The organism is Bradyrhizobium sp. BEA-2-5 (genome assembly GCF_032918025.1).
Lineage (GTDB): Bacteria > Pseudomonadota > Alphaproteobacteria > Rhizobiales > Xanthobacteraceae > Bradyrhizobium > Bradyrhizobium pachyrhizi.
Genome location: NZ_CP136629.1, coordinates 939,897 through 962,834 on the forward strand (window position 1 = coordinate 939,897; position 22,938 = coordinate 962,834).

The 22,938-nt window shown below is 65.2% G+C and carries 21 protein-coding genes; 12 read left to right on the forward strand and 9 right to left on the reverse strand.

The annotated features are described in order from the left end of the window. Positions 1-109: 109 nt before the first annotated feature. Positions 110-640: a MarR family winged helix-turn-helix transcriptional regulator gene (locus RX327_RS04270; protein WP_317249566.1), complete on the reverse strand. Its 531-nt coding sequence runs from the start codon at positions 638-640 to the stop codon at positions 110-112. Positions 641-816: 176 nt separating this feature from the next. On the opposite strand from RX327_RS04270, the gene RX327_RS04275 reads away from it, so the two are divergent. Next, positions 817-2,676, forward strand: a complete 1,860-nt coding sequence (locus RX327_RS04275) for a feruloyl-CoA synthase (protein WP_317251200.1) — start codon at positions 817-819, stop codon at positions 2,674-2,676. A 429-nt stretch (positions 2,677-3,105) separates the two neighbouring features. On the opposite strand, the gene RX327_RS04280 is transcribed toward RX327_RS04275, so the two are convergent. Next, positions 3,106-3,630 carry a MarR family winged helix-turn-helix transcriptional regulator gene (locus RX327_RS04280; protein ID WP_317249567.1) on the reverse strand — a complete coding sequence of 175 codons (525 nt, stop codon included), beginning with the start codon at positions 3,628-3,630 and terminating at the stop codon, positions 3,106-3,108. Between the two features lie 82 nt (positions 3,631-3,712). Between RX327_RS04280 and RX327_RS04285 the strand changes: the two genes are divergently transcribed. Both RX327_RS04285 and RX327_RS04290 read left to right on the forward strand, forming a co-directional pair. Next, positions 3,713-4,915 carry a cytochrome P450 gene (locus tag RX327_RS04285; protein ID WP_317249568.1) on the forward strand — a complete coding sequence of 401 codons (1,203 nt, stop codon included), beginning with the start codon at positions 3,713-3,715 and terminating at the stop codon, positions 4,913-4,915. Positions 4,916-4,969: 54 nt separating this feature from the next. After that, positions 4,970-6,196 (forward strand): ABC transporter substrate-binding protein, encoded by a 1,227-nt coding sequence (locus RX327_RS04290; protein ID WP_317249569.1) that lies wholly within the window; start codon positions 4,970-4,972, stop codon positions 6,194-6,196. 237 nt (positions 6,197-6,433) lie between these two features. Here RX327_RS04290 and RX327_RS04295 read toward each other — a convergent pair whose 3' ends face one another. Further along, positions 6,434-7,087, reverse strand: a complete 654-nt coding sequence (locus tag RX327_RS04295; RefSeq protein ID WP_028333784.1) for an isochorismatase family protein — start codon at positions 7,085-7,087, stop codon at positions 6,434-6,436. A 149-nt stretch (positions 7,088-7,236) separates the two neighbouring features. On the opposite strand from RX327_RS04295, the gene RX327_RS04300 reads away from it, so the two are divergent. Beyond that, a complete protein-coding gene (locus RX327_RS04300; protein WP_028333783.1) occupies positions 7,237-8,187 on the forward strand; it encodes a helix-turn-helix domain-containing protein in 951 nt (316 codons plus the stop codon). A 58-nt stretch (positions 8,188-8,245) separates the two neighbouring features. Here the strand turns inward: RX327_RS04300 and RX327_RS04305 are convergent, their stop codons facing one another. Next, positions 8,246-9,520: an NAD(P)/FAD-dependent oxidoreductase gene (locus tag RX327_RS04305; RefSeq protein WP_317249570.1), complete on the reverse strand. Its 1,275-nt coding sequence runs from the start codon at positions 9,518-9,520 to the stop codon at positions 8,246-8,248. Between the two features lie 115 nt (positions 9,521-9,635). After that, complete coding sequence (locus RX327_RS04310; RefSeq protein ID WP_050383179.1) at positions 9,636-11,042, reverse strand: DHA2 family efflux MFS transporter permease subunit; 1,407 nt, start codon at positions 11,040-11,042, stop codon at positions 9,636-9,638. 181 nt (positions 11,043-11,223) lie between these two features. On the opposite strand from RX327_RS04310, the gene RX327_RS04315 reads away from it, so the two are divergent. Together RX327_RS04315 and RX327_RS04320 are read left to right on the forward strand one after the other, a co-directional pair. After that, positions 11,224-11,532: a hypothetical protein gene (locus RX327_RS04315; protein ID WP_028333780.1), complete on the forward strand. Its 309-nt coding sequence runs from the start codon at positions 11,224-11,226 to the stop codon at positions 11,530-11,532. Between the two features lie 35 nt (positions 11,533-11,567). Further along, entirely contained in the window at positions 11,568-12,464 is an 897-nt protein-coding gene (locus RX327_RS04320; RefSeq protein WP_050383178.1) for a sigma-70 family RNA polymerase sigma factor, read from the forward strand. 74 nt (positions 12,465-12,538) lie between these two features. On the opposite strand, the gene RX327_RS04325 is transcribed toward RX327_RS04320, so the two are convergent. Both RX327_RS04325 and RX327_RS04330 read right to left on the reverse strand, forming a co-directional pair. Continuing rightward, the gene (locus RX327_RS04325) at positions 12,539-13,480 is read right to left on the reverse strand and encodes an IS110 family transposase (protein ID WP_283089494.1); all 942 of its coding nucleotides are present in this window, start codon (positions 13,478-13,480) and stop codon (positions 12,539-12,541) included. A gap of 279 nt (positions 13,481-13,759) precedes the next feature. Then, positions 13,760-14,479: a DUF805 domain-containing protein gene (locus tag RX327_RS04330; protein WP_317249571.1), complete on the reverse strand. Its 720-nt coding sequence runs from the start codon at positions 14,477-14,479 to the stop codon at positions 13,760-13,762. 222 nt (positions 14,480-14,701) lie between these two features. Between RX327_RS04330 and RX327_RS04335 the strand changes: the two genes are divergently transcribed. The 5 genes from RX327_RS04335 to RX327_RS04355 all read left to right on the forward strand — a co-directional run bounded on the left by RX327_RS04335 (position 14,702) and on the right by RX327_RS04355 (position 19,455). After that, on the forward strand, positions 14,702-15,874 hold the full coding sequence (locus tag RX327_RS04335) for an ABC transporter substrate-binding protein (protein WP_317249572.1): 1,173 nt from the start codon (positions 14,702-14,704) through the stop codon (positions 15,872-15,874). A 226-nt stretch (positions 15,875-16,100) separates the two neighbouring features. Next, on the forward strand, positions 16,101-17,018 hold the full coding sequence (locus RX327_RS04340; RefSeq protein WP_317249573.1) for a branched-chain amino acid ABC transporter permease: 918 nt from the start codon (positions 16,101-16,103) through the stop codon (positions 17,016-17,018). Next, positions 17,015-17,962 (forward strand): branched-chain amino acid ABC transporter permease, encoded by a 948-nt coding sequence (locus RX327_RS04345; protein WP_317249574.1) that lies wholly within the window; start codon positions 17,015-17,017, stop codon positions 17,960-17,962. Before RX327_RS04340 ends, RX327_RS04345 begins: the two co-directional genes overlap by 4 nt. 4 nt (positions 17,963-17,966) lie before the next feature. Further along, positions 17,967-18,734: an ABC transporter ATP-binding protein gene (locus RX327_RS04350; protein WP_317251201.1), complete on the forward strand. Its 768-nt coding sequence runs from the start codon at positions 17,967-17,969 to the stop codon at positions 18,732-18,734. Between the two features lie 7 nt (positions 18,735-18,741). Next, positions 18,742-19,455 carry an ABC transporter ATP-binding protein gene (locus RX327_RS04355; protein ID WP_317249575.1) on the forward strand — a complete coding sequence of 238 codons (714 nt, stop codon included), beginning with the start codon at positions 18,742-18,744 and terminating at the stop codon, positions 19,453-19,455. Here RX327_RS04355 and RX327_RS04360 read toward each other — a convergent pair whose 3' ends face one another. Beyond that, positions 19,456-20,043 (reverse strand): TetR/AcrR family transcriptional regulator, encoded by a 588-nt coding sequence (locus RX327_RS04360; protein ID WP_063779976.1) that lies wholly within the window; start codon positions 20,041-20,043, stop codon positions 19,456-19,458. It abuts the gene before it with no gap. A 129-nt stretch (positions 20,044-20,172) separates the two neighbouring features. Between RX327_RS04360 and RX327_RS04365 the strand changes: the two genes are divergently transcribed. Further along, positions 20,173-21,270: an enolase C-terminal domain-like protein gene (locus tag RX327_RS04365; RefSeq protein WP_050386776.1), complete on the forward strand. Its 1,098-nt coding sequence runs from the start codon at positions 20,173-20,175 to the stop codon at positions 21,268-21,270. Between the two features lie 107 nt (positions 21,271-21,377). On the opposite strand, the gene RX327_RS04370 is transcribed toward RX327_RS04365, so the two are convergent. Continuing rightward, positions 21,378-22,814 carry a glutamine synthetase family protein gene (locus RX327_RS04370; protein WP_317249576.1) on the reverse strand — a complete coding sequence of 479 codons (1,437 nt, stop codon included), beginning with the start codon at positions 22,812-22,814 and terminating at the stop codon, positions 21,378-21,380. Between the last annotated feature and the right edge of the window lie 124 nt (positions 22,815-22,938).

Consider the following 22,938-nt stretch of genomic DNA (forward strand, 5'->3'; position numbering starts at 1 on the left):
ACAATATCAGTCGCTTGAAACGCTCGTCGGGAACGGACGCAGGCCGGTATGAGAGAGTATCTGCCCAATTTAAAGGCAAATCCGGTCAAGCCGAAATCTCGTCGCGAGGTCAGGTGAAGCAGGCGAGGATCTGCAGCAGTTGCTCGCGGTTTTCCTTGCCGATCTTCTCGGCGACATGCCGCTCATGCTCGGCGGCGAGCCGCTTGAACTGTGCCAGCGCGGTCTTGCCGCGCGCCGTCAAATGCAGCGCGTGGGAGCGGCGGTCGGTCGCGGAGGGGACGCGGCTGACGAAGTCGCGTTCTTCGAGGCTGTCGAGCAGATGCACCAGCCGGGCGCGCTCGATGCCGAGGCGCTTGGCCACCGCCATCTGCGACAGGCCCGGATTGGCGCCGATCACCGTCAGCACCGAATACTGAGTCGGCCGGATGTCGGCATCGCCGAGCGTCTTGATGAAATCCTGAAAGATCCAGATCTGGAAGCGCCGCACCGCATAGCCGGCGTGGCCGGCCAGTGCGTCGAGGCCGATATCGTCGGCGGCCTCGCCGCGGGGCGCCCCGCCATTTGTTCTGTGCGACCGGGGGCGGCGGACTGCCGCTGCCGTTCCTGCCGCCTTGCGCGATGTCTTTTCCTGGCCTGCCATGACCGCAAGGCTAGCGCGGCATCGTCGCGATGGAAAGATTGTTGTTGACGACAACAATTGATGTCCGCAACATTATGGCCAAAGAGCCCGGCCGGGACCGCGGCGCCGCACCGTGTTGCAGCGCGATCCCGATAAGACACGGGTGACAAGACTTGGGCGAGGAGGAAACCATGACGATGGCCGCCGCCAGCGGAGACAATCCGAGCAGCCTGTTCGCGACGCCCGCGATCGTTGCGATCAGTCGCGACGACGGCAGCATCCTGGTTCACTCCACCGCGCCGCTGAAGCAAGGCGCCCGCTGCGTCGGCGACTGGCTGGAGCATTGGGCGCGGCAGGCGCCGGATCGCATCTTTCTCGGCGAGCGCGCCAATGCCGAGGCGCCCTGGAGCACCGTCAGCTATCGCGACGCGCTCGGCATCGTGCGGCGGGCCGCATCGTGGGTGCTGGCGCAAGGGCTGAGCACGGAACGGCCGCTCGTCATCCTCTCCGACAACAGTATCGATCACGCGCTGCTCGCGCTTGCCGCCCAGCATGTGGGCGTGCCCTCGGCCGCGATCTCGCCCGCCTATTCGCTGATGTCGAGAGACTTCGACAAGCTCAGGAGCATGATTGCGCTGCTCGAGCCGGGCGCGATCTACGTCTCGGGCACGAGGCCGTTCGCGGCGGCGCTTGGCGCAATCAAGCCGCTGCATCGCGCAACCATCGTCAGCGGTAATCCCGACGATGCCGACGCATTGCCGTTCCGTACCGTCGCTGCCGCGCCGGAAGCGCCCGGGGTCGCGAAGGCGTTCGCGGCGGTGACGGCGGACACGGTCGCGAAACTCCTGTTCACGTCAGGCTCGACCGGCACGCCCAAGGCGGTCATCAACACCCAGCGCATGCTGACCTCCAGTCAGCAAGCCAAGGCGCAGACCTGGACTTTTCTCGACGAGGGCCCCGGCAACCTCGTCATCCTCGACTGGCTGCCCTGGAGCCACACCTTCGGCGCCAACCACAATTTCAACCTCGTGCTGCGCAATGGCGGCTCGCTCTATATCGACGGCGGCAAGCCTGCCCCCGGCCTGTTCGCGACGTCGCTCGCCAATCTGAAGAGCGTGATGCCGACGGTCTATTTCAACGTGCCGCGCGGCTTCGACATGCTGATCGCGGCGCTGCGCAGCGACGAGGAATTGCGCAAAAAATTCTTCGAGGGCACCAGATTCGCCTTCTATGCCGGCGCCGCGCTGCCGCAGAACCTGTGGGATGCCCTGGAGCAGCTTTCCATCGAGACGGTCGGCCGTGCGTTGCCGATGGTTTCGGCCTGGGGCTCGACCGAAACCTCGCCGCTCGCCACCGATTGTCATTTCCTCGCCGAACGCTCCGGCAATATCGGTGTGCCCATTCCCGGAACCGAATTGAAGCTCGTCACCTCCGGCGACAAGCTGGAGGTCCGCGTGCGCGGCCCCAACGTCACGCCGGGCTACTGGAAGGCGCCGGAGCTGACCGCAGAGGCTTTCGATGCCGAGGGCTTTTACAAGATCGGCGACGCCGTCACCTTCGCAGATCCCGCTCGGCCCGAGCGCGGCCTGTTCTTCGACGGCCGCGTTGCCGAAGACTTCAAGCTCAATTCCGGCACCTGGGTCAGTGTCGGCACGTTGCGCGTTGCCGGCATCGCCGCGCTGGTGCCGCTCGCGCAGGACATCGTCGTCACCGGCCATGGCGGCGACGAGGTGCGCTTCCTGGTGTTTCCGAACATCGCAGCCTGCCGCGCCCTGGCAGGCCTGCCCGAGAGCGCCGATGCGCGGGAGGTGATCGGCCATCCGGCGGTCCGTTCCGCGATCGGGCGGGGGCTGGCGACGCTGAAGGCGCAGAGCGGCAACTCCTCCGGCCACGCCACGCGCGCGCTGCTGCTCGCCGACCCGCCGTCCGTCGACGGCGGCGAGATCACCGACAAGGGCTACATCAATCAGCGCGCCGTGCTGACGCGCCGTGCCGATGCGGTGGCGGTATTGGAGGATGACGCGTCGGATGAGACGATCCGCTGCGCGGGCTTGTGAGCCGATTTGTGCCTGTGACCCGCCAGCGGCGCACCGCATAGACTGCGGTCGTCCCTGCGGAAGCAGGGACCCATACTCCGCGGCCGATACTGTGAACAAAGTTCGTCGTTCCGCCGACATGCGATCATCAGCATTTGTGGGGTCCCGGCTCGGAGGTCGAGACGACACCGCGTCGTGGCACGAATCATCCAAGTTTCAGCTGTCCAACCGCCAGGTCCCCGCTGCTTCCTCTCGCCGCGCCGCACACGCGCCTTTTTAGTTGCCAGAGCAACTAAGCTGTGCGAGTTTCCACCCCAATCAGGGACAGGGCCGGTCAACGGCCAGGCGTTTGGGAGGACAATGTTGCGCAGCACGGCGCGAACGGCACGCATGGAAGATCGGACGAATACCGTGGGGGCGCAGCGCGCCGCCCGTGGTCCCGCCGCGCCGTCAGGTCGTGCTTTGCCCTGTCACCGCGCCGAGATTTTCGTGCAGCCGGCGCAGCAGTTCGATCAGCACCTCGCGCTCGTCCTTGCTGAGGCACGACAGCAGCCGCCGCTCGCGCTCAAGCGCCGCGACGATCACCTTGTCGTGGGTGGCGCGCCCCTTCGCTGTCAGCGAGATCGAATGGGTGCGGCCGTCGTTCGGATCGGTGCGGATCGTCAGCAGGCCGCGCTTCTGCAATGCCGCGAGGTTGCGGCTCACCGGCCCCTTGTCGAAGCCGATGACGTGGCAGATTCGCGACGCCGGAATGCCGGGTTCGATCGCAAGCAGCGACATGATTCGCCATTCCGTGACGTTGACGCCGAACTGCTTCTGATAGAACGCGGTCGCGCTGTTCGAGAGCTTGTTGGCGATGAAGGTGATGAACGCCGGCACATAGCGATCAAGGTCCAGCAGCGGGCCGTCACTGGCGTCTGCGGGATCGGCCGGTCTCGGCCGGCGGGGCTTTCGGGGGAGGGGCTGGCTGCTCATCTCTCAAATCATCGCTGCGAAACTGTCCGGGAGCAATAGATATGCGGCCCGTGTTGACAAGATCAAACCTCGGGAGGTCCCGATGACTGCAACAGAAGCTGCGTCCGTCCCGCATCTCGACGTCGATCCGTTCGCGCTCGACTTCTTCGCCGATCCATTCCCGACCCATGAGCGGCTGCGCGAGGCCGCACCCGTGGTCTATCTCGACAAGTGGAATGTCTATGGCGTGGCGCGCTACGCCGAGGTCCATGCCGTTCTCAACGATCCCATGACCTTCTGCTCGAGCCGTGGCGTCGGTCTTTCCGACTTCAAGAAGGAAAAGCCCTGGCGGCCGCCGAGCCTGATCCTGGAGGCCGATCCCCCCGCGCACACCCGCACCCGCGCCGTGCTGAGCACGGTGTTGTCGGCGACCGTGATGAAGCAGCTTCGCGGGCAATTTGCCGCCGCCGCGGAGGCCCGTCTCGATGCGCTGCTGGAGAAGCGCAGCTTCGATGCGATCACGGATCTTGCGGAAGCCTATCCGCTCTCGATCTTTCCGGATGCGCTCGGCCTGAAGCCGGAGGGGCGGGAGCATCTGATTCCCTATGCCAGCGTGGTGTTCAACGCCTTCGGTCCGCCCAACCAGTTGCGCCAGGAGGCGATCGAACGCTCGGCACCGCACCAGGCCTATGTCGCCGAGCAGTGCCAGCGCGACAATCTCACCCCGGGCGGCATCGGCGCCTGCATTCACGCCCATGTCGATACCGGCGCCATTACGGCGACCGAAGCGCCGCTCTTGGTGCGCTCGCTGCTGTCGGCCGGTCTCGACACCACCGTCAATGGCATCGGGGCCGCGGTCTATTGCCTCGCCCGTTTTCCCGACCAGTTCCAGAGGCTGCGGGCCGATCCGTCGCTGGCGCGCAACGCCTTCGAGGAAGCCGTGCGCTTCGAAAGTCCGGTGCAGACCTTCTTCCGCACCACGACGCGCGAGGTCGAGTTCAGTGGAGCCAGCATTCCTGAGGGCGAGAAGGTGCTGATGTTCCTCGCCGCCGCCAATCGCGATCCCCGCCGCTGGGACGAGCCCGACAGCTACGACATCACCCGCCGCACCTCCGGCCATGTCGGCTTCGGCGCCGGCATCCACATGTGCGTCGGCCAGCTCGTCGCCCGTCTCGAAGGCGAGGTCATGCTGACGGCGCTGGCCCGGCGCATCGCCAAGATCGAGATCACGGGCGAGCCGAAGCGCCGCTTCAACAACACGCTGCGCGGGCTCGACAGCCTGCCTGTCACCATCACCCCGGCCTGACGAGACGCTCAAGACCAGCAAAAGGTCGATTGAGAAAACATGGGAGGGGAGACGATGAGGGGCTTCGGGGTCGGGCGATTTAGGATTGGACTTGCGCTGGCATTGGCCTGCGCCGCGGGCAGCGCACGCGCGGAGATTTCCGGCGACGTGGTCCGCATCGGCGTGCTCAACGACATCTCCGGCATCTTCCAGGACACCAACGGCATGGGCTCGGTCGAGGCCGCGCGCATGGCAGCGGAGGATTTCAACGGCGGCGGCAAGGGCATCAAGGTCGAGATCGTCTACGCCGATCACCAGAACAAGGCCGACGTCGGCAACGCCATCGCGCGCAAATGGCTCGATGTCGAAGGCGTCGATGCCATCGTCGACGTGCCGAACTCGGCGGTCGGCCTCTCCATCAACACCCTGCTGCGCGACAGCCGGATGACGTTCCTGGCGTCCTCGACCGCGAGCTCCGATCTCACCGGCAAGGCCTGCTCGCCCAACACCATCCAATGGGTCAACGACGCCTGGGCGACCGGCAACACCACGGCGGCGGCGATGATGTCGCGCGGCGGCAAGGAGTGGTATTTCCTCACCGTCGACTATGCGCTCGGCAAAGGCATCGAAGCCGAAGCGACCAACTACATCGAGAAGCACGGCGGCAAGGTTTTGGGCTCGAGCAAGCATCCGCTCGGCACTTCCGACTTCGCGTCCTTCCTGTTGCAGGCACAGAGCTCCAAGGCGCAGGTGATCGGGCTCGCCAATGCCGGCGGGGACACCATCAACGCGGTCAAGCAGGCCGCCGAGTTCGGCATCCAGCAGAGCGGCCAGAAGCTCGTCGCCTTCCTGCTCTTCATCAACGACGTCCACGGCATGGGCATCAAGGTCGCCCAAGGGCTCCAGCTCATGGAAGCCTTCTACTGGGACATGAACGACGACACCCGCGCCTTCGCAAAACGTTTTGCCGCGCGTCCCGGCATGAACGGCAAGATGCCGAGCGGTAATCAGGCCGGTGTTTACGCCTCCACGCTCGCCTACCTCAATGCGGTCGCAGCCACCGGCAGCGACAATGCCAGGAACGTCGTGCCCGAGATGAAGAAGTTCAAAGGCAAGGACAAATTGTTCGGCGACACCACCATCCGCCAGGACGGCCGCGTCGTGCACCCCATGTATCTGTTCGAGGTGAAGAAGCCGGAGGAGTCGAAATATCCCTACGACTATTACAAGCTGATCGCGACTATCCCGGCCGATCAGGCATTCCGCCCGCTGGCCGATGGCGGCTGCTCACTGGTGAAGTGACGAGGGTGGCTGCCGCGCGCGGTCACATCCTCCCCTGGAGGGGGAGGATCGGTTCGCATGAAATGCGAACCGAGGTGGGGTGAAGGTCCATCCAGTCGAACAGTGCCCGTGTTGAGAGATCACCCCACCCCGGATCGCACGTCGCTGCGCTCGTTGCGATCCGACCCTCCCCCTCCAGGGGAGGGTGAAGGAGGTGAGTTTTCTCCGCGGGCTATACTGCGTTGAGACCGAACTTCGCTACGCCGCCTTCGGGCTCGCCACCTTCACTCGCGCCAGCATCTCGGCCGCCGTCATGACATGCGCGGTGGAGAATGCGAGGATCGTCAGCGTGGCGCGGTGCACCTCCTCGGCGGACAAGGCGCCCTGGCCGACATCGGGATAGTCGAACGTGCCGGTCGCGTCCGACAGGAAGACGACCTTGTAATTGTGGAACATGGCGTCGCGCGCGGTGGCGTGGCAGCAGTTCTCGGTCGTGGTCCCCGAGATGATCACCGTGGTGATGCCCCATTCGCGCAGGATGAGATCGAGATCGGTGGCGAAGAACGCGCTGTAGCGGTGCTTCTTGATGACGTGCTCGCCGAGGGCGGGCGCGAGGTCGTTGAAGATCTCGACGCCCTCGGTGCCGTCGACCAGCGACGACCGGTCGGCGATCGGCGAATAGAGATCGTCATAGAGGCCCATGTCGCTGCCGTCGCGGCGATGCACATGCGCGGTGTAGATGACGCGGATGCCCTTGTCGCGGCAGGCCTTCAGGGTCTGCGCCAGCCGCGGCACCGTGGCGGCGGCCTGGGCCGAACGCAGCTTGGCGCCCTCGGCCACGAAATCGTTCTGCATGTCGACGACGATCATCACGGTTCGCGCCGGATCGATGATTTCGCATTGGTAGCCCATGTGGTGTCTCCTCCTGGGTGAGAGACGATTTCTACGCCGGTTCCCGCGATCGTTCTTGGCTGCGCCGGCCAGTCGCTGGTCTCTGCTTGCCAGAAGGGAGGGCCGGACGCAGAATATCCCGCTGCCGGGTTGGGCGGGAGCAAGGTCCGATGCAGACCCCAGATCACACAGTCGTCGCGCAAACGCTCGTTGCGCCGGGTGACAGCTTCGACCGCTGGCATCACGTCACCTGCCGCGAATTTTCGCTGACCGAATGCCGTCGCGTCGCCGACGAAGCGTTTGCCGCGTCGATCTCGATACGCAATCTCGGCCCGCTGGCCATCAACGACATCTGGTCGTCGACGCCGGCCGCCGACCGCATCCGGGTGACGCGCAGCGCGAGCGACGTCCGCAGGGATCCGCGCGACTATTTCATGCTGTGGCTCACGCTGCGCGGCGAGGTCGGCTTTGCGCAAGGCGGCCGCGACGTGCGCATGCGCCGGGGCGATCTGATGCTGCATGACCAGGCGCAGCCGTTCACGCTCGAATTCGCCCCAAGCGCGCGCGCGATCATGGTGTCGATCCCGCGGCCGCTGCTGCTCGCGCGCCTGCCGGATGCGCAGCGCCTGACGGCGCGGCGGGTCGGCAACGCGTCGAAAGTGGGAGCGCTGGCGGGATCGCTGATCCGCCGGCTGACGCGGCTCGATGACGCGGCCGGACCTGCGGCGATACGGCTTGCTGCGGCGGCGCTCGATATTTTCGCAACCACGCTGCAGACCGAGCTGACGGACGAAGGGCCCCGGCGCGGCGACGAACGGCTGGCGCGGGTCAAGGCCTACATGCTGGCCAATCTCGACGATCCCGGGCTCGATCTCGATGCGATCACCACGGCGCAGAACATGGCGCCGCGCACGCTCAATCGCCTGTTCGCGCGCGAAGGCACGACGCCGATCCGCTGGCTCTGGCAGCAGCGCCTCGCCGGCGCCTATCAGGCGCTGGCCGAGCGGCGCTTCAACCATGTCACCGATGTCGCGCTGAGCTTCGGCTTCAGCGACGTCTCGCATTTCAGCCGCGCCTTCAAGGCCGCGTTCGGCCGCTCGCCGCATCAGGTGATGGGGTGACAATGCGTACAGCGCTGAGAGGCAAAGACGGATAACAGGATAGCGCAGTGCCGAGCCCCTACTGCGCGACCTTGCTGCTGCCTTGCGTGATCAGCCGTGCGGCGCGCTGGTCGCGGGTGTGGATCCAGAGCCAGTTCATCGCCACCGCAATCCGATGGCGCAGGCCGATCAGGAAGTAGATGTGGGCGATGCCCCAGATCCACCATGCGATGGCGCCGCGCAGCTTGATGCGGCCGAAATCGATCACCGCGAGCCGCTTGCCGATCTGGGCGAGGCTGCCGGCATGCTTGTAGCGGAACGGCGGCAGCGTCTTGCCGTCGAGCCGGGCCTTGATCAGCGCGGCGACATAGCGCCCCTCCTGCTTGGCGGCCGGGGCGATGCCGGGCACCGGATTGCCGTCGGGGTCCTTGATCGTGACGGTATCGCCGACGGCGAAGACATCGGGATGGCCCGGCACGGTCAGATCCGGCTCGACCTGCAGCCGATGGGCGCGATCGGCCGGCGCGTTCAGCCACTCGGCGGCGCGCGAGGCGCGCACGCCGGCGGCCCAGACGATGGTGCGCGCCTCCAGCCTCTTGCCGCCGAACACCACGCCGTCGGCCGAGCATTCGGTGACCGGCTCGCCCAGCATCACCTCGACGCCGATCTTTTCCAGCGAGGCCTGGGCATAGGCCGAGAGGTCGTCGGGAAATCCTGCGAGCACGCGCGGGCCCGCCTCGATCAGCACCACGCGCGCCTTGTGCGTGTCGATGTGACGGAAGTCTTGCGGCAGCGTGTCCTTGGCGAGGTCGGCGATGGTGCCGGCGAGCTCGACGCCGGTCGGGCCGGCTCCGACGATGACGAAGGTCATCCGCGCCGCGCGCCTCTCCGGATCGATCTCGCGCTCGGCGCGCTCGAACGCCACCAGGATATGCCGGCGCAGCGTGGTCGCATCCTCCAGCGTTTTCAGGCCGGGCGCGAACTGCTCCCATTCGTCATGGCCGAAATAGGCGTGCCGCGCGCCGGTGGCGAGCACCAGCGTGTCGTAGGGCATGCTGCCGCCGTCGTCGAGCTGGACGCATTTCGCCGCGGTGTCGACGCCGCTCACGGTGGCAAACAGCGTCGTCACATCGCGGCGATCGCGCATGAGATGGCGGATCGGCCAGGCGATCTCGCTGGTCGCAAGCGAGGCGGTCGCGACCTGGTAGAGCAGCGGCTGGAACAGATGATGATTGCGGCGGTCGATCAGCGTGATCTCGACCGGCGCCTTTGCGAGACCGAAGGCGGTTTCCAGGCCGCCGAAGCCGGCGCCGACGATCACCACGCGATGAGGTTTGGCCGGCGCTTGCGTCATCTGATGTCGCTCTCGGTTTCGAACGGCTTCGTCGTTTGATTATGTATTCATTCGCAGCTCCATTCCAACACGAAATGCCCGATCGCCCGATAGCAAAACCCAATCGCCGCAAGCCTCACGCATCCTGTGGCGCGGCCGCGGCGACGGCCCGCCGCCGCATCGGCAGGAACAGTCCCGCGACCGCGCCGGCGAACGACAGCGTTGCGGCAAGGCTCATCGCCGACGCAAAGCCGTTGGTGAAATGTCCGGATGTATCGGCTGCGCCATTGGCGGAGAAACTCGCCACCAGCGCCGCGATGCCGAACATGCCGCCGAGGAAGCGGCCCATGTTGAAGATACCAGAGGCCTTGCCCATCTCGCTGACGGCGACCGCGCCCAGCACCGCGTTCTGCGCGGCCGGCATCGCCATCGACACGCCGACGCCGGCGAGCACCAGCGGCGCGACGAGAGCCGAATAGGGCACTGCGGGGCTCACGATCTCGCTGATCCAGCCGAGCCCGATCGCCTGCATCAGCAAGCCGGTGACGACCAGCGTGCGCTCGCCGAACCGGTTGACTGCGGCGCCGGCGATCGGCGCGGTGACGAACAGCGTCGCCGTCCACGGCAGCAGACGCAGCCCGGCGCCGAAGGCGTCGAAGCCGAGCGCGATCTGCAGGAACTGCGGCAGCAGGAACAGCACGCCATACATCGCGGCGTAGAACAGCACGCTTGCGGCCATGCCCGATGCAAAAGGCCTGACCGCGAACAGCCGCATCGGCACCATCGGGCTTGTCGCACGCAGCTCCCACAACACGAACATCGCTGCCAGCGCGACGCCGGCGATCAGCGCGCCCGAGACTTCCGCGCTGGCCCAGCCGACGCCATTGCCGCGCAGCAGGCCCCAGACCAGTGTGAGCGCCGCGAGCGCGACCAGCGTGAGGCCGGCGATGTCGAGCGGCGCCGGCGGCCCAAAACTTTCGCGCAGGCGGGCGATCACGAGGGCAATCGCGACCAGGCCGATCGGCAAATTGATCCAGAAGATCCAGCGCCAGCCGAGATGCTCGGTGATGAAGCCGCCGATCGCGGGACCGATGATCAGCGCGCATCCGGTGATGCCGCTGAAAATGCCGAGCGCCCGGGCGCGCTCCTCGCGGCCGAAGGCGCCGCTCAGGATCGCCATCGCCAGCGGCATCACCAGTGCCGCGCCTGCGCCTTGCAGGGCGCGGGCGGCGATCAGGGCCGCGGCGTTGCCTGCCAGCGCGCAGGCGGCGGACGCCACGACGAACAGGCCGATCCCGGCCGCGAACATCCTGCGCCGCCCGAACCGGTCGCCGAGCGCCGCGCCGGTCAGGAGCAGCACCGCGAAGGTCAGGTTGAAGGCGTTGACGGTCCATTGCAACGTCTCCACGGCGCTTCCGAAATCGGCGCGGATGGTGGCGAAGGCCGTGGTCATGATCATGGCGTCGAGCGCCATCATGAAGGATGCCAGCGCGGTGAGGCCGAGCACCCAGCGCTGTTCGGCGCGCTCTCGAGGGGTCTGCATGGTCGTTCTCCATTGCCGCGCCGTGAGGTTGCGGCGCGCTTCGCAGGCCAGGACGAACCGGGACGGGCAAAGGATGCGGCCTAAATTTATTTTTGCCGGACCGCATCCTTTGGCGGTTTGCAAACGTCCTTGGGTCTGACGCGGCCGGTTCAGGCCGCAGGACCAGGCCAAGGAGGCTGCGATGAGACGGACCCTGATCAGGTACAAGGCGAAGCCGGAGATGGCGGAGAAGAATGCCGCGCTGGTGTCGGCGGTGTTCGCCGAGCTGAAGGCGGCCAGGCCGGACGGCGTGCGCTATCTGACCCTGCGGCTGGAGGACGATACCTTCATCCACATGGTCGAGACCGCCGCCGAGGACGGCTCGAGCCCGATCCCGAAACTGGCCGCGTTCCAGGCCTTCCAGGACGGCATCCGCGATCGTTGCGCCGAGCCGCCGCTGGTTCGAAGTGCGGTGATTGTCGGGAATTATCGTATGCTGGATGAGCCGTGAACCGGCGGGCAGTGCACCGATCTGGCGGAGCCATCATGACGTCACCACACCAGGCGCCGGCCGCGACCGACGTCGACGCGCTTTTGGCGGCGATGCGGCCAAGGCTGCATCGCTACTGCGCCCGCATGGTCGGATCGGTCATCGACGGCGAGGATGTGCTGCAGGATGCGCTGATCAAGGCGGTGGAAGCCTTCGGGTCCGCCGCGCCGATCCAGAATCCGCAAGCCTGGCTGTTCCGGATCGCGCACAACACCGCGCTCGATTTCCTCAGGCGGCGCAACCGCCAGGAAGCGCTCCATGCGCCGGAGGAGGTGGACATGATGGCCGGAGAGCTCGATGATTTGGGCCGCCGCGAGATCGCCGCGACCAGCCTGCGCACCTTCATGCGCCTGCCGGTGGCGCAGCGTTCCAGCGTGATCCTGATGGATGTGCTCGGCTGCTCCCTGCAGGAGATCTGCGGCATCATGGATTTCAGCCTGCCCGCGGTGAAAGCCGCGCTGCACCGTGGACGCACGCAACTGCGCGAGTTTGCCGCCGAGCCGGACGACGCGCCGCGGCCCGGCCTATCGCCGGCCGATCGCATCAGGCTCAACGCCTATGTCAGCCATTTCAACGCCCGCGACTTCGACGCCATCCGCGCCATGATCGCCGATGACATCAGGCTCGAGCTCGTCAACCGCACGCGGCTGAACGGCAAGGCCGAGGTGTCACGCTACTTCGGCAATTATTCGAAGATCGACGACTGGCACCTGGTGACCGGACAGGTCGAGGGACGCCCCGCGATCCTGGTGTTCGATCCGACCGCTCTGGACGCGCCGCCGCGATCGTTCATGCTGCTCGACTGGTCGGCCGACAAGGTCGCGACGATCAGGGATTTCCGCCACGCGTCCTATGCGATCGACGGCGCCGAATGGGTGGTGGATCAAGGGTAGGTGGCCGCCCCTCCGCACGTGGCGCAGTGATCGTTCCAGAATCTCAGTGTCGTCCCGGCGAAAGCCGGCAACTGTTATGTCGGCTTGGTCTGCAGGTAGGGCTTTCTGTCGCGCATCATGGCGTTGAGGACCGTTAGGAGCTTCCTGGCAACGGCAATGAGAGCGAGCTTGGCTGGTTTGCCGACCTGTCGCAGCCGCGCGTAGAAGGCCTTGAATGGATCGGCCCGACGAACCGCGTTCAGAGCCGCCATATAGAGGGCGTCACGAACGCGCTTTCGGCCGCCGGCGATCTTGCGTTTTCCACGGAAGGCGCCGCTGTCGACGTTGAAGGGGGCAAGGCCCGCGAGCGCGGCGATCTGCTTCGCTCCAACATGTCCAAGTTCCGGCATCTTCGCGATCAGCTGCATGCAAGCCACGGGACCCACGCCCGGCAGTGAGCGCATCAACCGCGCATCGTCCGCGATCTCCGGCTCGGCCTTGGTCAATGCGTTGATATCGGCCTCGATCTCGGCGATCTCGCCGTCGAGAACCTCAATGAGCCGACTGATCCGTTCGGCCATGGCGCGGTCGTCGGCCTCGCTGCGCCGGTTCTTCTCCTGCGCGCGCATGAGAACCAGTTGGTCCCGCCGTTTTGCAAGCCCTGCCAAAGCGTTGCGGGCGGGATTGGCGGCCCGCTCGGTTGCCGGCTGCATGACCCGGCCAAAGGCCGCCAGCATCCGTGCATCGATCGGATCGGTTTTGGCAAGTTGGCCGCTGGCCCGCGCAAAATCGCGAGCTCGAGCCGGATTGATCCGAGCGAAGCGGACACCGGCCTGGCTTAGGGCCTCGCGAAGCGCGAGGTCATAGGCGCCCGTGGCCTCGAAGACGACCAGCGCATCGCATCGCCAACGCGCCACCTGCTGTGTGATGGCCTGTGCCGCGTTGGCGATGCGCCTGGACACGCCGTCAGCTTCATCAAAGATATCGAGATGCTTCTTGGAGACGTCGATTCCGACATAACGAGGGGGTATGATCACGGTGCCTGTCCCTGTGATGCGAGGTCTGTTGGCGCAGCCTCGTGCAACTGTTCAGGTTGGTAATGGAACGGGCGGGAGGCCGAGCCGGCTCACGGCGTCAAGCGCCAAGGACCCAACGGCTTCCCGCCCAACCCATCATGACAGACTTCCAAGACACAGGGACCCATAACCCCAAATGGCAATTGGCGCGCGCCGCTGGGGCCACAGCTTGTTTCGACAACGCATGGCGGTGGTTATGGGTCCCGGCTTTCGCCGGGACGACGCGAGGAGAGAGTGCCCCTACCGCGTCTTGCCGCCGAATTCGCCGCTGGCAATCCGCGCCACGCGGCTGCCGGCTGCGGCCGGCGCGCTGTTTCGTTCAAACATGCCATCGCTGCCGCTCTCGCGCGGCAAGGACGACGCTTCATCGACACGGCCGCCGCCCGGCCAGAACAGCAGGACCAGGTTCATCACGCCATTGACGGCCGCGCCGACCACCGTCGCTGTGTGCTGATAGGTCAGCGCATATTGGGGGAATCGTCCGGCAACGGCCCTGTCGAGCACCATGAGGGCGACCCATGCCGCCATCACGCAGACCGGATCCCAGCCCATGTCGCGCACCCGCATCGATTGCAGCATGAAGCAGATGACGAGCATGCCGTAGAAGGCAATGACCAGCACGGGGTTGCTCGATGCCTGCGCCAGCAGCACGTCCATACTGCCGCTCGCCGGTGCGTTGCCGGTGACGCCGTAGACCAGCATCATAATGCCGAGGCCCACGACGAAGGTGCAGAAGAAGAAAGCCAGTCGGCCCATCCGGGCATTGAAGCCGAAGATGTAATTCAGCATGTGACGCACCCCTTTGGCGGCAGCGTCGGCCAGGGATGCTTTCCGGACCATGAAGCCCGCAGGCGCTTGCCGGCCTGTGGTTTCCGGGAGCTTTACCGGATCGTTAAAGCCTGCTGCAGTGCGGGCGTGGGTCGTTGCCGAAGGCCGCCGCCTGCGACAATCGTTGCCCACGCAACCGGCATTATATTTCTTGCCATGGTCGATTTAGACGAATTATGATGCAAGGTGCTGAGGTATGCGCCGAAGGTTCTAAGTCAGCGCCGTCGGTTCATGCTTGCTGCAGACTTGCGATATCGCGCACAAAATACGTCACAGAACGACGCGCGCAAAGCGTGACCCCCGGGCCCTCGTGATCGAGCCTCGTGGGATCTTTGGTTGAGGAGGGGAGTGAATATGAAAAAGGCATTTTGGCTGGCAGGCGCCATGGCTCTGGCGCTGGCGCAGCCCGCGATGGCGGCTGACACCATCAAGATCGGTTTCGTCTCGACCTTCAGCGGCCCGACCGCCGTGATCGGCAACGACATGCGCAATTCCTTCGAGCTCGCGCTCGATCATCTCGGACGCAAGATGGACGGCAAGCCGGTCGAGGTGATCTACGAGGATGACGGGCAGAAGCCCGACGTCGGCAAGCAGAAGACCGAGAAACTGGTGCAGTCGGACAAGGTCGACTTCATCGTCGGCTATATCTGGTCGAACGTGCTGCTGGCCTCGCTGAAGACCGCGGTCGATTCGAAGACCTTCCTGATCTCGGCCAATGCCGGACCGTCGCAGCTCGCGGGCGAGCTGTGCTCGCCTTACGTGTTTTCGACCTCCTGGCAGAACGACCAGACCCCGCAGGCGGTCGGCACCTACATGAACCAGAAGGGCGTCAAGTCGGTGTTCCTGATCGGCCCGAACTACGCCGCCGGCAAGGACATGCTGGCCGGCGTCAAGAGCACCTTCAAGGGCCAGGTCGTGGGTGAGGAATACACGGTGTGGCCGAGCCAGCTCGACTTCTCCGCCGAGCTCTCCAAGGCGCGCGCCTCCGGCGCCGAGTCGATCTTCGTGTTCTACCCCGGTGCCGCCGGCGTGCAGTTCCTCAATCAATATGCGCAGGCCGGACTGAAGAGCACGATGCCGCTCTACACCGCCTTCACCATCGACGAGCTGTCGCTGCCGCTCCAGAAGGAGAACGCGCTCGGGGTGCCCGGCGCGCAGCAATGGGTCAACGACCTCCCCAACGAGCAGAACAAGCGCTTCGTCGCCGACTATCGCAAGAAGTATCCCGGCCTGCGCCCGACCTTCTACGGTGCGCAGTCCTATGACGCCGCCCAGCTCATCAACAGCGCGGTGGTCGCGGTGAAGGGCGACACCAGCAAGAAGGACGCGATGAAGGCGGAGATGGAGAAGGCCAACTTCAAGTCGGTGCGCGGCGCGTTCAAGTTCGGCAACAACCACATCCCGGTGCAGAACTTCTATCTCCAGGACGTGGTCAAGGACGCCGACGGCCAGCTCGCGCTGAAGACCGTCGCCACCATTGTCGAGAACGACCAGGATCGTTTCCACGACAAGTGTCCGATGAAGTGATTGTCGGGCGTCTTTTTGGCGCGCAGCTTGCTTTGCGTTTACCTCGCCCCGCGTGCCGGGAGAGGTCGGCGCATAGCGCCGGGTGAGGGGGACTCTCCACGAACCCGGTCTGCGGAGCTGCCCCTCACCCCAACCCTCCCCCCGCGAAGAGCGGGGCGAGGGAGTTCACGTAGCGGCGGCGCATGCGCGCTGCCGCTGTTTCATTTAATGGTGACGTAACCTCACGATGTATCTCGTCGTCGAACAACTGCTGAACGGCCTGCAATTTGGCCTGCTGCTGTTCCTGCTCGCCGCCGGCCTGACGCTGGTGTTCGGGATCATGGATCTCGTCAACCTCGCGCACGGCTCGCTCTATATGATGGGGGCTTATTTCGCCGCGACCTTTGCGGCCTGGACCGGCAGCTTCCTGCTCGGCGCGCTGATGGCGCTAGGCGCCACGCTGGTGCTCGGTATCGTGCTGGAAGTGACGGCGCTACGGCATCTCTACGGCCGCGACCATCTCGACCACGTGCTCGCAACCTTCGGCCTGATCCTGTTCTTCAACGAAGCCGTGCGGCTGATCTGGGGGCCGGCCGGCCTTGCGCTGCCGCTGCCGGCCTGGCTCACCGTGCCTGTGCCGATCCTGCCCGGCATTCACTATCCCGCCTATCGCCTTGCCATCATCGTGGTGGCCTTGCTGGTCGCGCTGCTGCTCTATCTCAGCGTGATGCGCACCCGCATCGGCATGCTGATCCGGGCCGGCGCCTCCAATCGCGAGATGATCGGTGCGCTCGGCATCAACATCAAGCTGCTCTATACGCTGGTGTTCGGTTTGGGAGCCGCGCTCGCGGGCCTTGCCGGCCTGATGCAGGCGCCGATCCTGACCGTGCAGATCGGCATGGGCGAGAACATCCTGATCCTCGCCTTCGTCATCATCGTGATCGGCGGCATCGGCTCGATCCGCGGCGCGTTCCTCGCCGCGATCTTCGTCGGCATGATCGACACGCTCGGCCGCGCCTTCCTGCCGAACCTGTTGCGGCAGGTGCTGAGCGGCGCCGCGGCCTCCACCGCGGCGCCGGCGCTGTCGTCCATGCTGATCTACCTCCTGATGGCGATCGTGCTGGTGGTGCGGCCGGAGGGGCTGTTTCCGGCGGCCAGACGATGACGGGAAAGCTCAACGTCTCCAATGCGGTCGCGGCGCTAATGTGTGCCGCCCTGATGCTGCTGCCGCTCTATTCGCAGCTCTCCGGCAACATCTTCATCCTGACGCTGTTCACCCGTATCATCATCCTGGCGCTGGCGGCTGCGAGCCTCAACCTGATCATGGGTTTTGGCGGCATGATGAGCTTTGGTCACGCCGCCTATCTCGGCATCGGCGGCTACGCGGTCGGCATGCTCGCTGCCGAGGGCATCGGCTCCGGCTTCATCCAGTGGCCGGTGGCGCTCGCCGTCTCGGCGCTGTTTGCGCTGCTGATCGGCGCGCTCTCGCTTCGCACCCGCGGCGTCTATTTCATCATGATCACGCTCGCCTTCGCCCAGATGGCCTATTACGTCGCCTCGGGGCTGGCGCGTTACGGCGGCGATGACGGCCTCACCATCTACAAGCGCAGCGACTTCTCCGGCCTGATCGATCTCGGCAATCGCGTGCAGTTCTACTATCTCTGCCTTGCCTGCCTGTTCGGCGTCATCTTCCTGATCTGGCGCATCGTCAATTCGCGCTTCGGCCTCGTCGTGCAGGGCCTGCGTTCCAACGAGCAGCGCATGCAGGCGATCGGCTTCCCGGCCAAGCGCTACCAGCTGGTCTGCTTCGTCATCTCCGGCACCATGTGCGGCCTTGCCGGCGCGCTGCTCGCCAACAACACTGATTTCATCAGCCCGGCCGTGATGTACTGGACGCGTTCCGGCGACCTCATGGTGATGGTGATCCTCGGCGGCATCGGCACGCTGTTCGGCCCGGTCATGGGCGCCGTGGTGTTCCTGCTGCTGGAAGAGTTCCTGTCGCAGATCACCGAATATTGGGCGCTGATCATGGGTCCGCTGCTGCTGCTGATCGTCCTGTTCGCGCGCGGCGGCATCATGGGCCTGCTCGGGAGGATGCGCCGTGGTTGAGCCCCTGCCAAATCCGCTGCTGCGCGTCGACAATCTGGTCCGCCGCTTCGGCGGCATCACCGCGACCGACAACCTCTCGATGGAGGTGGTGCCAGGCGAATTGCATGCCATCATCGGCCCGAACGGCGCCGGCAAGACGACGCTGATCAGTCAGCTCACCGGACAGGTGATGCCGAACTCCGGCACCATCCGCTTCGCCGGCCGCGACGTGACGAACCTGCCGTCCTACAAGCGCAGCCGGCTCGGGCTGGCACGCTCGTTCCAGATCACCTCGCTGCTGAAGGATTTTTCCGCGATCGACAATGTCGCGCTGGCGGCGCAGGCGCATGACGGCCACTCGTTCCGCTTCTGGGGCAATGCGCGCAAGGAGCGGCATCTGCGCGAGTCCGCACGCGCGGCGCTCGAACGCGTCGGCCTCGGCAGGCGCGCCGATATCGTGGTGTCGCAATTGAGCCATGGCGAGCAGCGCGAGCTCGAGCTCGCGGTCGCGCTCGCCACCAGGCCGCAGCTGCTGCTGCTGGATGAGCCGATGGCCGGCCTCGGCGTCACCGAATCCCAGCGCATGGTGAAGCTGCTCCAGGAGCTGCGGAAGGAAGTGTCGATCGTGCTGGTCGAGCACGACATGCCGGCGGTGTTCGCGCTGGCCGATCGCATCTCGGTGCTGGTCTATGGCCGCGTCATCGCCTCCGGCGATCCGGCCGCGATCCGGGCCAACGAAGACGTCAGGCGTGCCTATCTCGGCGATCAGCATGTGGTGACGCATCATGGCTGAGACCAAGATGACTGACACACTGCTCGACGTCGAAGGCATCGAGACCTGCTACGGCCTGTCCCAGGTGCTGTTCGGCCTGTCGCTGTCGATCAAGCCGGGCGAGATGGTCTCGCTGATGGGCCGCAACGGCATGGGCAAGACCACCACCATCCGCTCCATCATGGGCCTGACGCCGGCGCGCGCAGGCGCGATCCGCTTCGCCGGCGAGGCGGTGCGCGGCCTGCCGTCCTACAAGATCGCAAAGCTCGGCATCGGCTTGGTGCCCGAAGGCCGCCAGATCTTCCCCAACCTGACGGTGCGCGAAAATCTCGTCGCCGCATCAGGCAATCGCCTTGGCGCCTCCGATCCGTGGACCATCGACAAGATCCACGCGCTGTTTCCGCGCCTCGCCGAACGCGCGTCCAATATGGGCAACACGCTGTCCGGCGGCGAGCAGCAGATGCTCGCGATCGGCCGCGCGCTGATGACCAACCCGAAGCTTCTCATTCTGGACGAGGCAACCGAGGGCCTTGCGCCGCTGATCCGCGAGGAAATCTGGAGCTGCCTGTCGCTGCTCAAGAGCCGGGGACAGTCGATCCTGGTCGTCGACAAGAACGTCGACCATCTCGCCCGCATCTGCGACCGCCACTACATCATCGAGCGCGGCAGGACGGTGTGGAGCGGCACCAGCGAGCAGCTGATCGCCGAGCCGGACCTGCAGCACAAGTATCTCGGGATCTAGCTAACGCCCGCCTTGCCGCGAAGCGCTCCGCAGCAAGCGCTTGGCTGCGTCGGCTGCCGCCGCAGCATAAGCTCGGTCGCCATGCACCAGCATCAAGGAGATCGCGCCCTCGGAGAGTAACCAGATCTCGCGCGCACGGCGGAGAGCTTCGCGGACACCGGCCCGCTTCAGCAAGTCGCCAAGATGGGTTTCGAGCAAGGCCTTGTGCCGGCGCGCAATCGCGCGTGCAGGGTGGCCCGGAAGATCGGCCAGCTCGATGACCAGCCTGGTGAATCCCGAGCCGGCCCATCGCGGCCTGTCCGCCCAGACCGCAAGGTCGCGGAACAGGCCATCGATGATCGCCGCCGGCGAGCCGGAGAGCTTGTCGCCAAAGGTCGCGAACGCGGCCAAGGCCAGTTCGTTCTGGGCTTCGAGCACGAAGGCCAGCAGCTGATCCTTGCTTTGAAAGTGATTGTAGAGCGTGCGCTTCGTCACCCTCGTCGCCGATGCGATTTCGTCCATGCTGACACGGCTGTATCCGCGCTGGCGAAACAGGACGTATGCGGCAGCAAGGATGCGCCGCCGGGTCGGTTCTGCAGATCGCGCCATGCAGTCACCCTCTTAAAATATACCGGGTAGTGAATTTACATCGGTTGAAAAACCAATTGGAATGGCATCCGCGACTTTTTCAGCCCGTTGTAGTCGGCTTCCTCCCTCGAGCTGCGAAGGCAGATCATCATGCCCGACTCATTGACGCTCGGAGAAATCAGAGCTCGTCCGGTGGTGCTCAAGCTGAAGCGGCCGGTGGTCGCGCGCATTGTCACGATATCGGAGTGGCCGCTCGTACTCATCGATCTGGTGACGGAGGAGGGCATTGTCGGGCGCGGCTATCTCGAGCCTTACGTCGTGAAATCGATGCGATATCTGGTTCCGGCGTTGCATGATCTCGGCGAATTGCTCAAAGGTCGGAGCGTGGCGCCTGTCGAGTTGTTCGAGGCGGCGCGCAAATCGCTTCACTTCGTCGGCTACGAGGGAATGTCGATGATCGCCGCGTCGGGCCTCGACATGGCCGCGTGGGACGCGTTGGCGAAAGCGGCAAACAAGCCGCTGTGCGTGCTGCTGGGGGCGACGGTCGGCGCCGTGAGATCCTACAACAGTAACGGCCTTTGGTTGAAGGAGCCGGCCGCCGTCGCCGCCGAAGCTTTGGAATTGCGGGACGAAGGAGGTTTCTCAGCCCTGAAACTGCGCCTCGGCAGGAGCGATCCACGCGAGGATCTGGCGACCCTCGACGCCGTTCGAAAAGCCGTCGGGGATCGCATGCATCTGATGGTGGACTACAACCAGGGGCTCAATCTCGCCGAAGCCATCGACCGATGCCACATGATCGATGACCACGGCCTCGACTGGATCGAAGAGCCTGTGCTTTACGACAATCTTGACGGGCACGCCCAACTGGCGGCGGAGCTGAAGACGCCGATCCAGATCGGCGAGAACTTCTATGGTCCGAGGGAGATGCACAAAGCGATCGCGAAAAAGGCTTGCGACCTGGTGATGCCGGATTTCATGCGCATCGGCGGGGTGACGGGCTGGATGCGCGCGGCTGCGATCGCCGGCGCGGCGGGCATCCCGATCTCAACGCATCTTTATCCGGAAGTCGCCGCCCACGTCATGCGCGCAACGGAGACCGCTCACTGGTTGGAATGGCAGGACTGGGCCGATCCGATTCTCGAACGGCCCTATGAAATCAAGGATGGTCTTTTGCATATTCCCGACACGCCCGGTGTCGGTCTGGAATGGAACGAAGCGGCCGTCGCGGCTCATCTCGCGAAACTCTAAAGCGCGATGAGATTAGGTTGAATCGTCATCGCGCCTTAGCTCTTTGTTTGAGCATGATCTTTTCGGAAAGCCGCTGCGCACCTTTCCGGATCATGCTTTAGAGCACGTCAGAACATCTCGAAATATTCGCGGTGCTCCCAGTCCGACACCTCGGCCTGGAAGCGCTCGATCTCCGCGTTCTTGATGAAGACGTAATAGTCCACGAACTCCGGCCCCAGCGCCTGACGGAAGAACGGATCGTCGTTGAGCGCGAACACCGCCTCGCGCAGCGACTTCGGCAGCAGCGCAGCCTTGGTTTCATAGGGCGTGTCGGCCGACGGGCCGGGGTCGAGCTTGCGGTCGACGCCGTCGAGGCCGGAGAGGATCTGGCTTGCCATGTACAGATAGGGGTTTGCGGCCGGCTCGCCGATCCTGTTTTCAAGCCGGGTGGCTTTATCGTCGGGACCGCCCAGCACGCGGATCATGACGCCCCTGTTGTCGCGTCCCCAGATCGCCCGATCCGGAGCCAGCGAATAGGAACGGTAGCGCTTGTAGCCATTGATCGTCGGTGTCGAGAAGACGGTCGAAGCGCGCGCGTGCTCGATCAGGCCCGCCAGCCAGGCGCGGCCGAGCGCGCTGAGCGGCTCGCCGGTCTCGTTCGCCATGAAGGCGTTCTCGCCATCGGCGCGCGACACCAGCGACTGGTGCAGGTGCCAGCCGCTCGCGAACACGTTCGGCAGCTTCGGCCGGCACATGAAGGTCGCGTGATAGCCGTGGCGGTTGCAGATCTGTTTCACGGCCGAACGAAACAGCACCATGGTGTCGGCCGGCGCGAGCCCGACGGTCGGAGCGAAGGTGAATTCGCACTGGCTCGGGCCGAACTCGACCTCGACCGAGCGCAACGGCAGGTCGAGCGCGATGATGTCGCGGCGGATGATCTCGAGCGCCGGCTCCATCAGGTCGTAGCGCTGCTCGGTGAGGTATTGATAGCCGTGCGACAGCAGGCTGACCGACGGCGGCCGTCCGGGCTGGCCGGCATCCTCCGGCGCCATATGAGCGTCGTCGAGCTTGAACAGATGGAATTCGACCTCGAGACCGGCGACGAAATCGTAGCCGTGGCTTCCGAGCTGATCGAGCACCTTGCGATAGAGGTTGCGGGTCGCGAACGGCACCGGCCGGCCATCGCTGAAATGGAGGTCGCAGAGCAGCCAGCCGGTATTCTCGGCCCAGGGCAGCACGCGGAACGTGGTGGGATCGGCGACCATCAGCACGTCGGCCGCGCCCTCCATTTCCTTCATGCCAAAACCGCCGCCTGCGGTGAACACCGGAAATACCGTCTTGTGCGAGGTGTCCTTGGCGAGCATCGTCGTGGTGATGGAGCAGCCGCCCTCCAGCGAGCGCACCGCCTCGCTGGCGATCAGCGTCTTGCCGCGCAGGATGCCGTGCTGGTCGGGAAACGACAGGCGGATGACTTCGAGGTTCTTCTCCTCGACGATGCGGCGGAGGCGTTGTGCGGCCTCCTTCTGCTCATCCGACCACAGGCCATGACGCTCGACGAAGCTCACCGCGTCACTCCTTTGCTTCTCCCTCGCCCCGCTTGCGGGGAGAGGGTCGGGGTGAGGGGCTCTCTCCGCCGATGGAATGGATCGATAGACCTGGACCCCCTCACCCGGATCGCATCTTGCGATG

Bases quoted from the DNA above. Each gene is read 5' to 3' on its own strand.
- RX327_RS04270 (WP_317249566.1), bottom strand. From the start codon at position 640: ATGGCAGGCCAGGAAAAGACATCGCGCAAGGCGGCAGGAACGGCAGCG.
- RX327_RS04275 (WP_317251200.1), top strand. From the start codon at position 817: ATGGCCGCCGCCAGCGGAGACAATCCGAGCAGCCTGTTCGCGACGCCC.
- RX327_RS04280 (WP_317249567.1), bottom strand. From the start codon at position 3,630: ATGAGCAGCCAGCCCCTCCCCCGAAAGCCCCGCCGGCCGAGACCGGCC.
- RX327_RS04285 (WP_317249568.1), top strand. From the start codon at position 3,713: ATGACTGCAACAGAAGCTGCGTCCGTCCCGCATCTCGACGTCGATCCG.
- RX327_RS04290 (WP_317249569.1), top strand. From the start codon at position 4,970: ATGAGGGGCTTCGGGGTCGGGCGATTTAGGATTGGACTTGCGCTGGCA.
- RX327_RS04295 (WP_028333784.1), bottom strand. From the start codon at position 7,087: ATGGGCTACCAATGCGAAATCATCGATCCGGCGCGAACCGTGATGATC.
- RX327_RS04300 (WP_028333783.1), top strand. From the start codon at position 7,237: ATGCAGACCCCAGATCACACAGTCGTCGCGCAAACGCTCGTTGCGCCG.
- RX327_RS04305 (WP_317249570.1), bottom strand. From the start codon at position 9,520: ATGACGCAAGCGCCGGCCAAACCTCATCGCGTGGTGATCGTCGGCGCC.
- RX327_RS04310 (WP_050383179.1), bottom strand. From the start codon at position 11,042: ATGCAGACCCCTCGAGAGCGCGCCGAACAGCGCTGGGTGCTCGGCCTC.
- RX327_RS04315 (WP_028333780.1), top strand. From the start codon at position 11,224: ATGAGACGGACCCTGATCAGGTACAAGGCGAAGCCGGAGATGGCGGAG.
- RX327_RS04320 (WP_050383178.1), top strand. From the start codon at position 11,568: ATGACGTCACCACACCAGGCGCCGGCCGCGACCGACGTCGACGCGCTT.
- RX327_RS04335 (WP_317249572.1), top strand. From the start codon at position 14,702: ATGAAAAAGGCATTTTGGCTGGCAGGCGCCATGGCTCTGGCGCTGGCG.
- RX327_RS04340 (WP_317249573.1), top strand. From the start codon at position 16,101: ATGTATCTCGTCGTCGAACAACTGCTGAACGGCCTGCAATTTGGCCTG.
- RX327_RS04345 (WP_317249574.1), top strand. From the start codon at position 17,015: ATGACGGGAAAGCTCAACGTCTCCAATGCGGTCGCGGCGCTAATGTGT.
- RX327_RS04355 (WP_317249575.1), top strand. From the start codon at position 18,742: ATGACTGACACACTGCTCGACGTCGAAGGCATCGAGACCTGCTACGGC.
- RX327_RS04360 (WP_063779976.1), bottom strand. From the start codon at position 20,043: ATGGCGCGATCTGCAGAACCGACCCGGCGGCGCATCCTTGCTGCCGCA.
- RX327_RS04365 (WP_050386776.1), top strand. From the start codon at position 20,173: ATGCCCGACTCATTGACGCTCGGAGAAATCAGAGCTCGTCCGGTGGTG.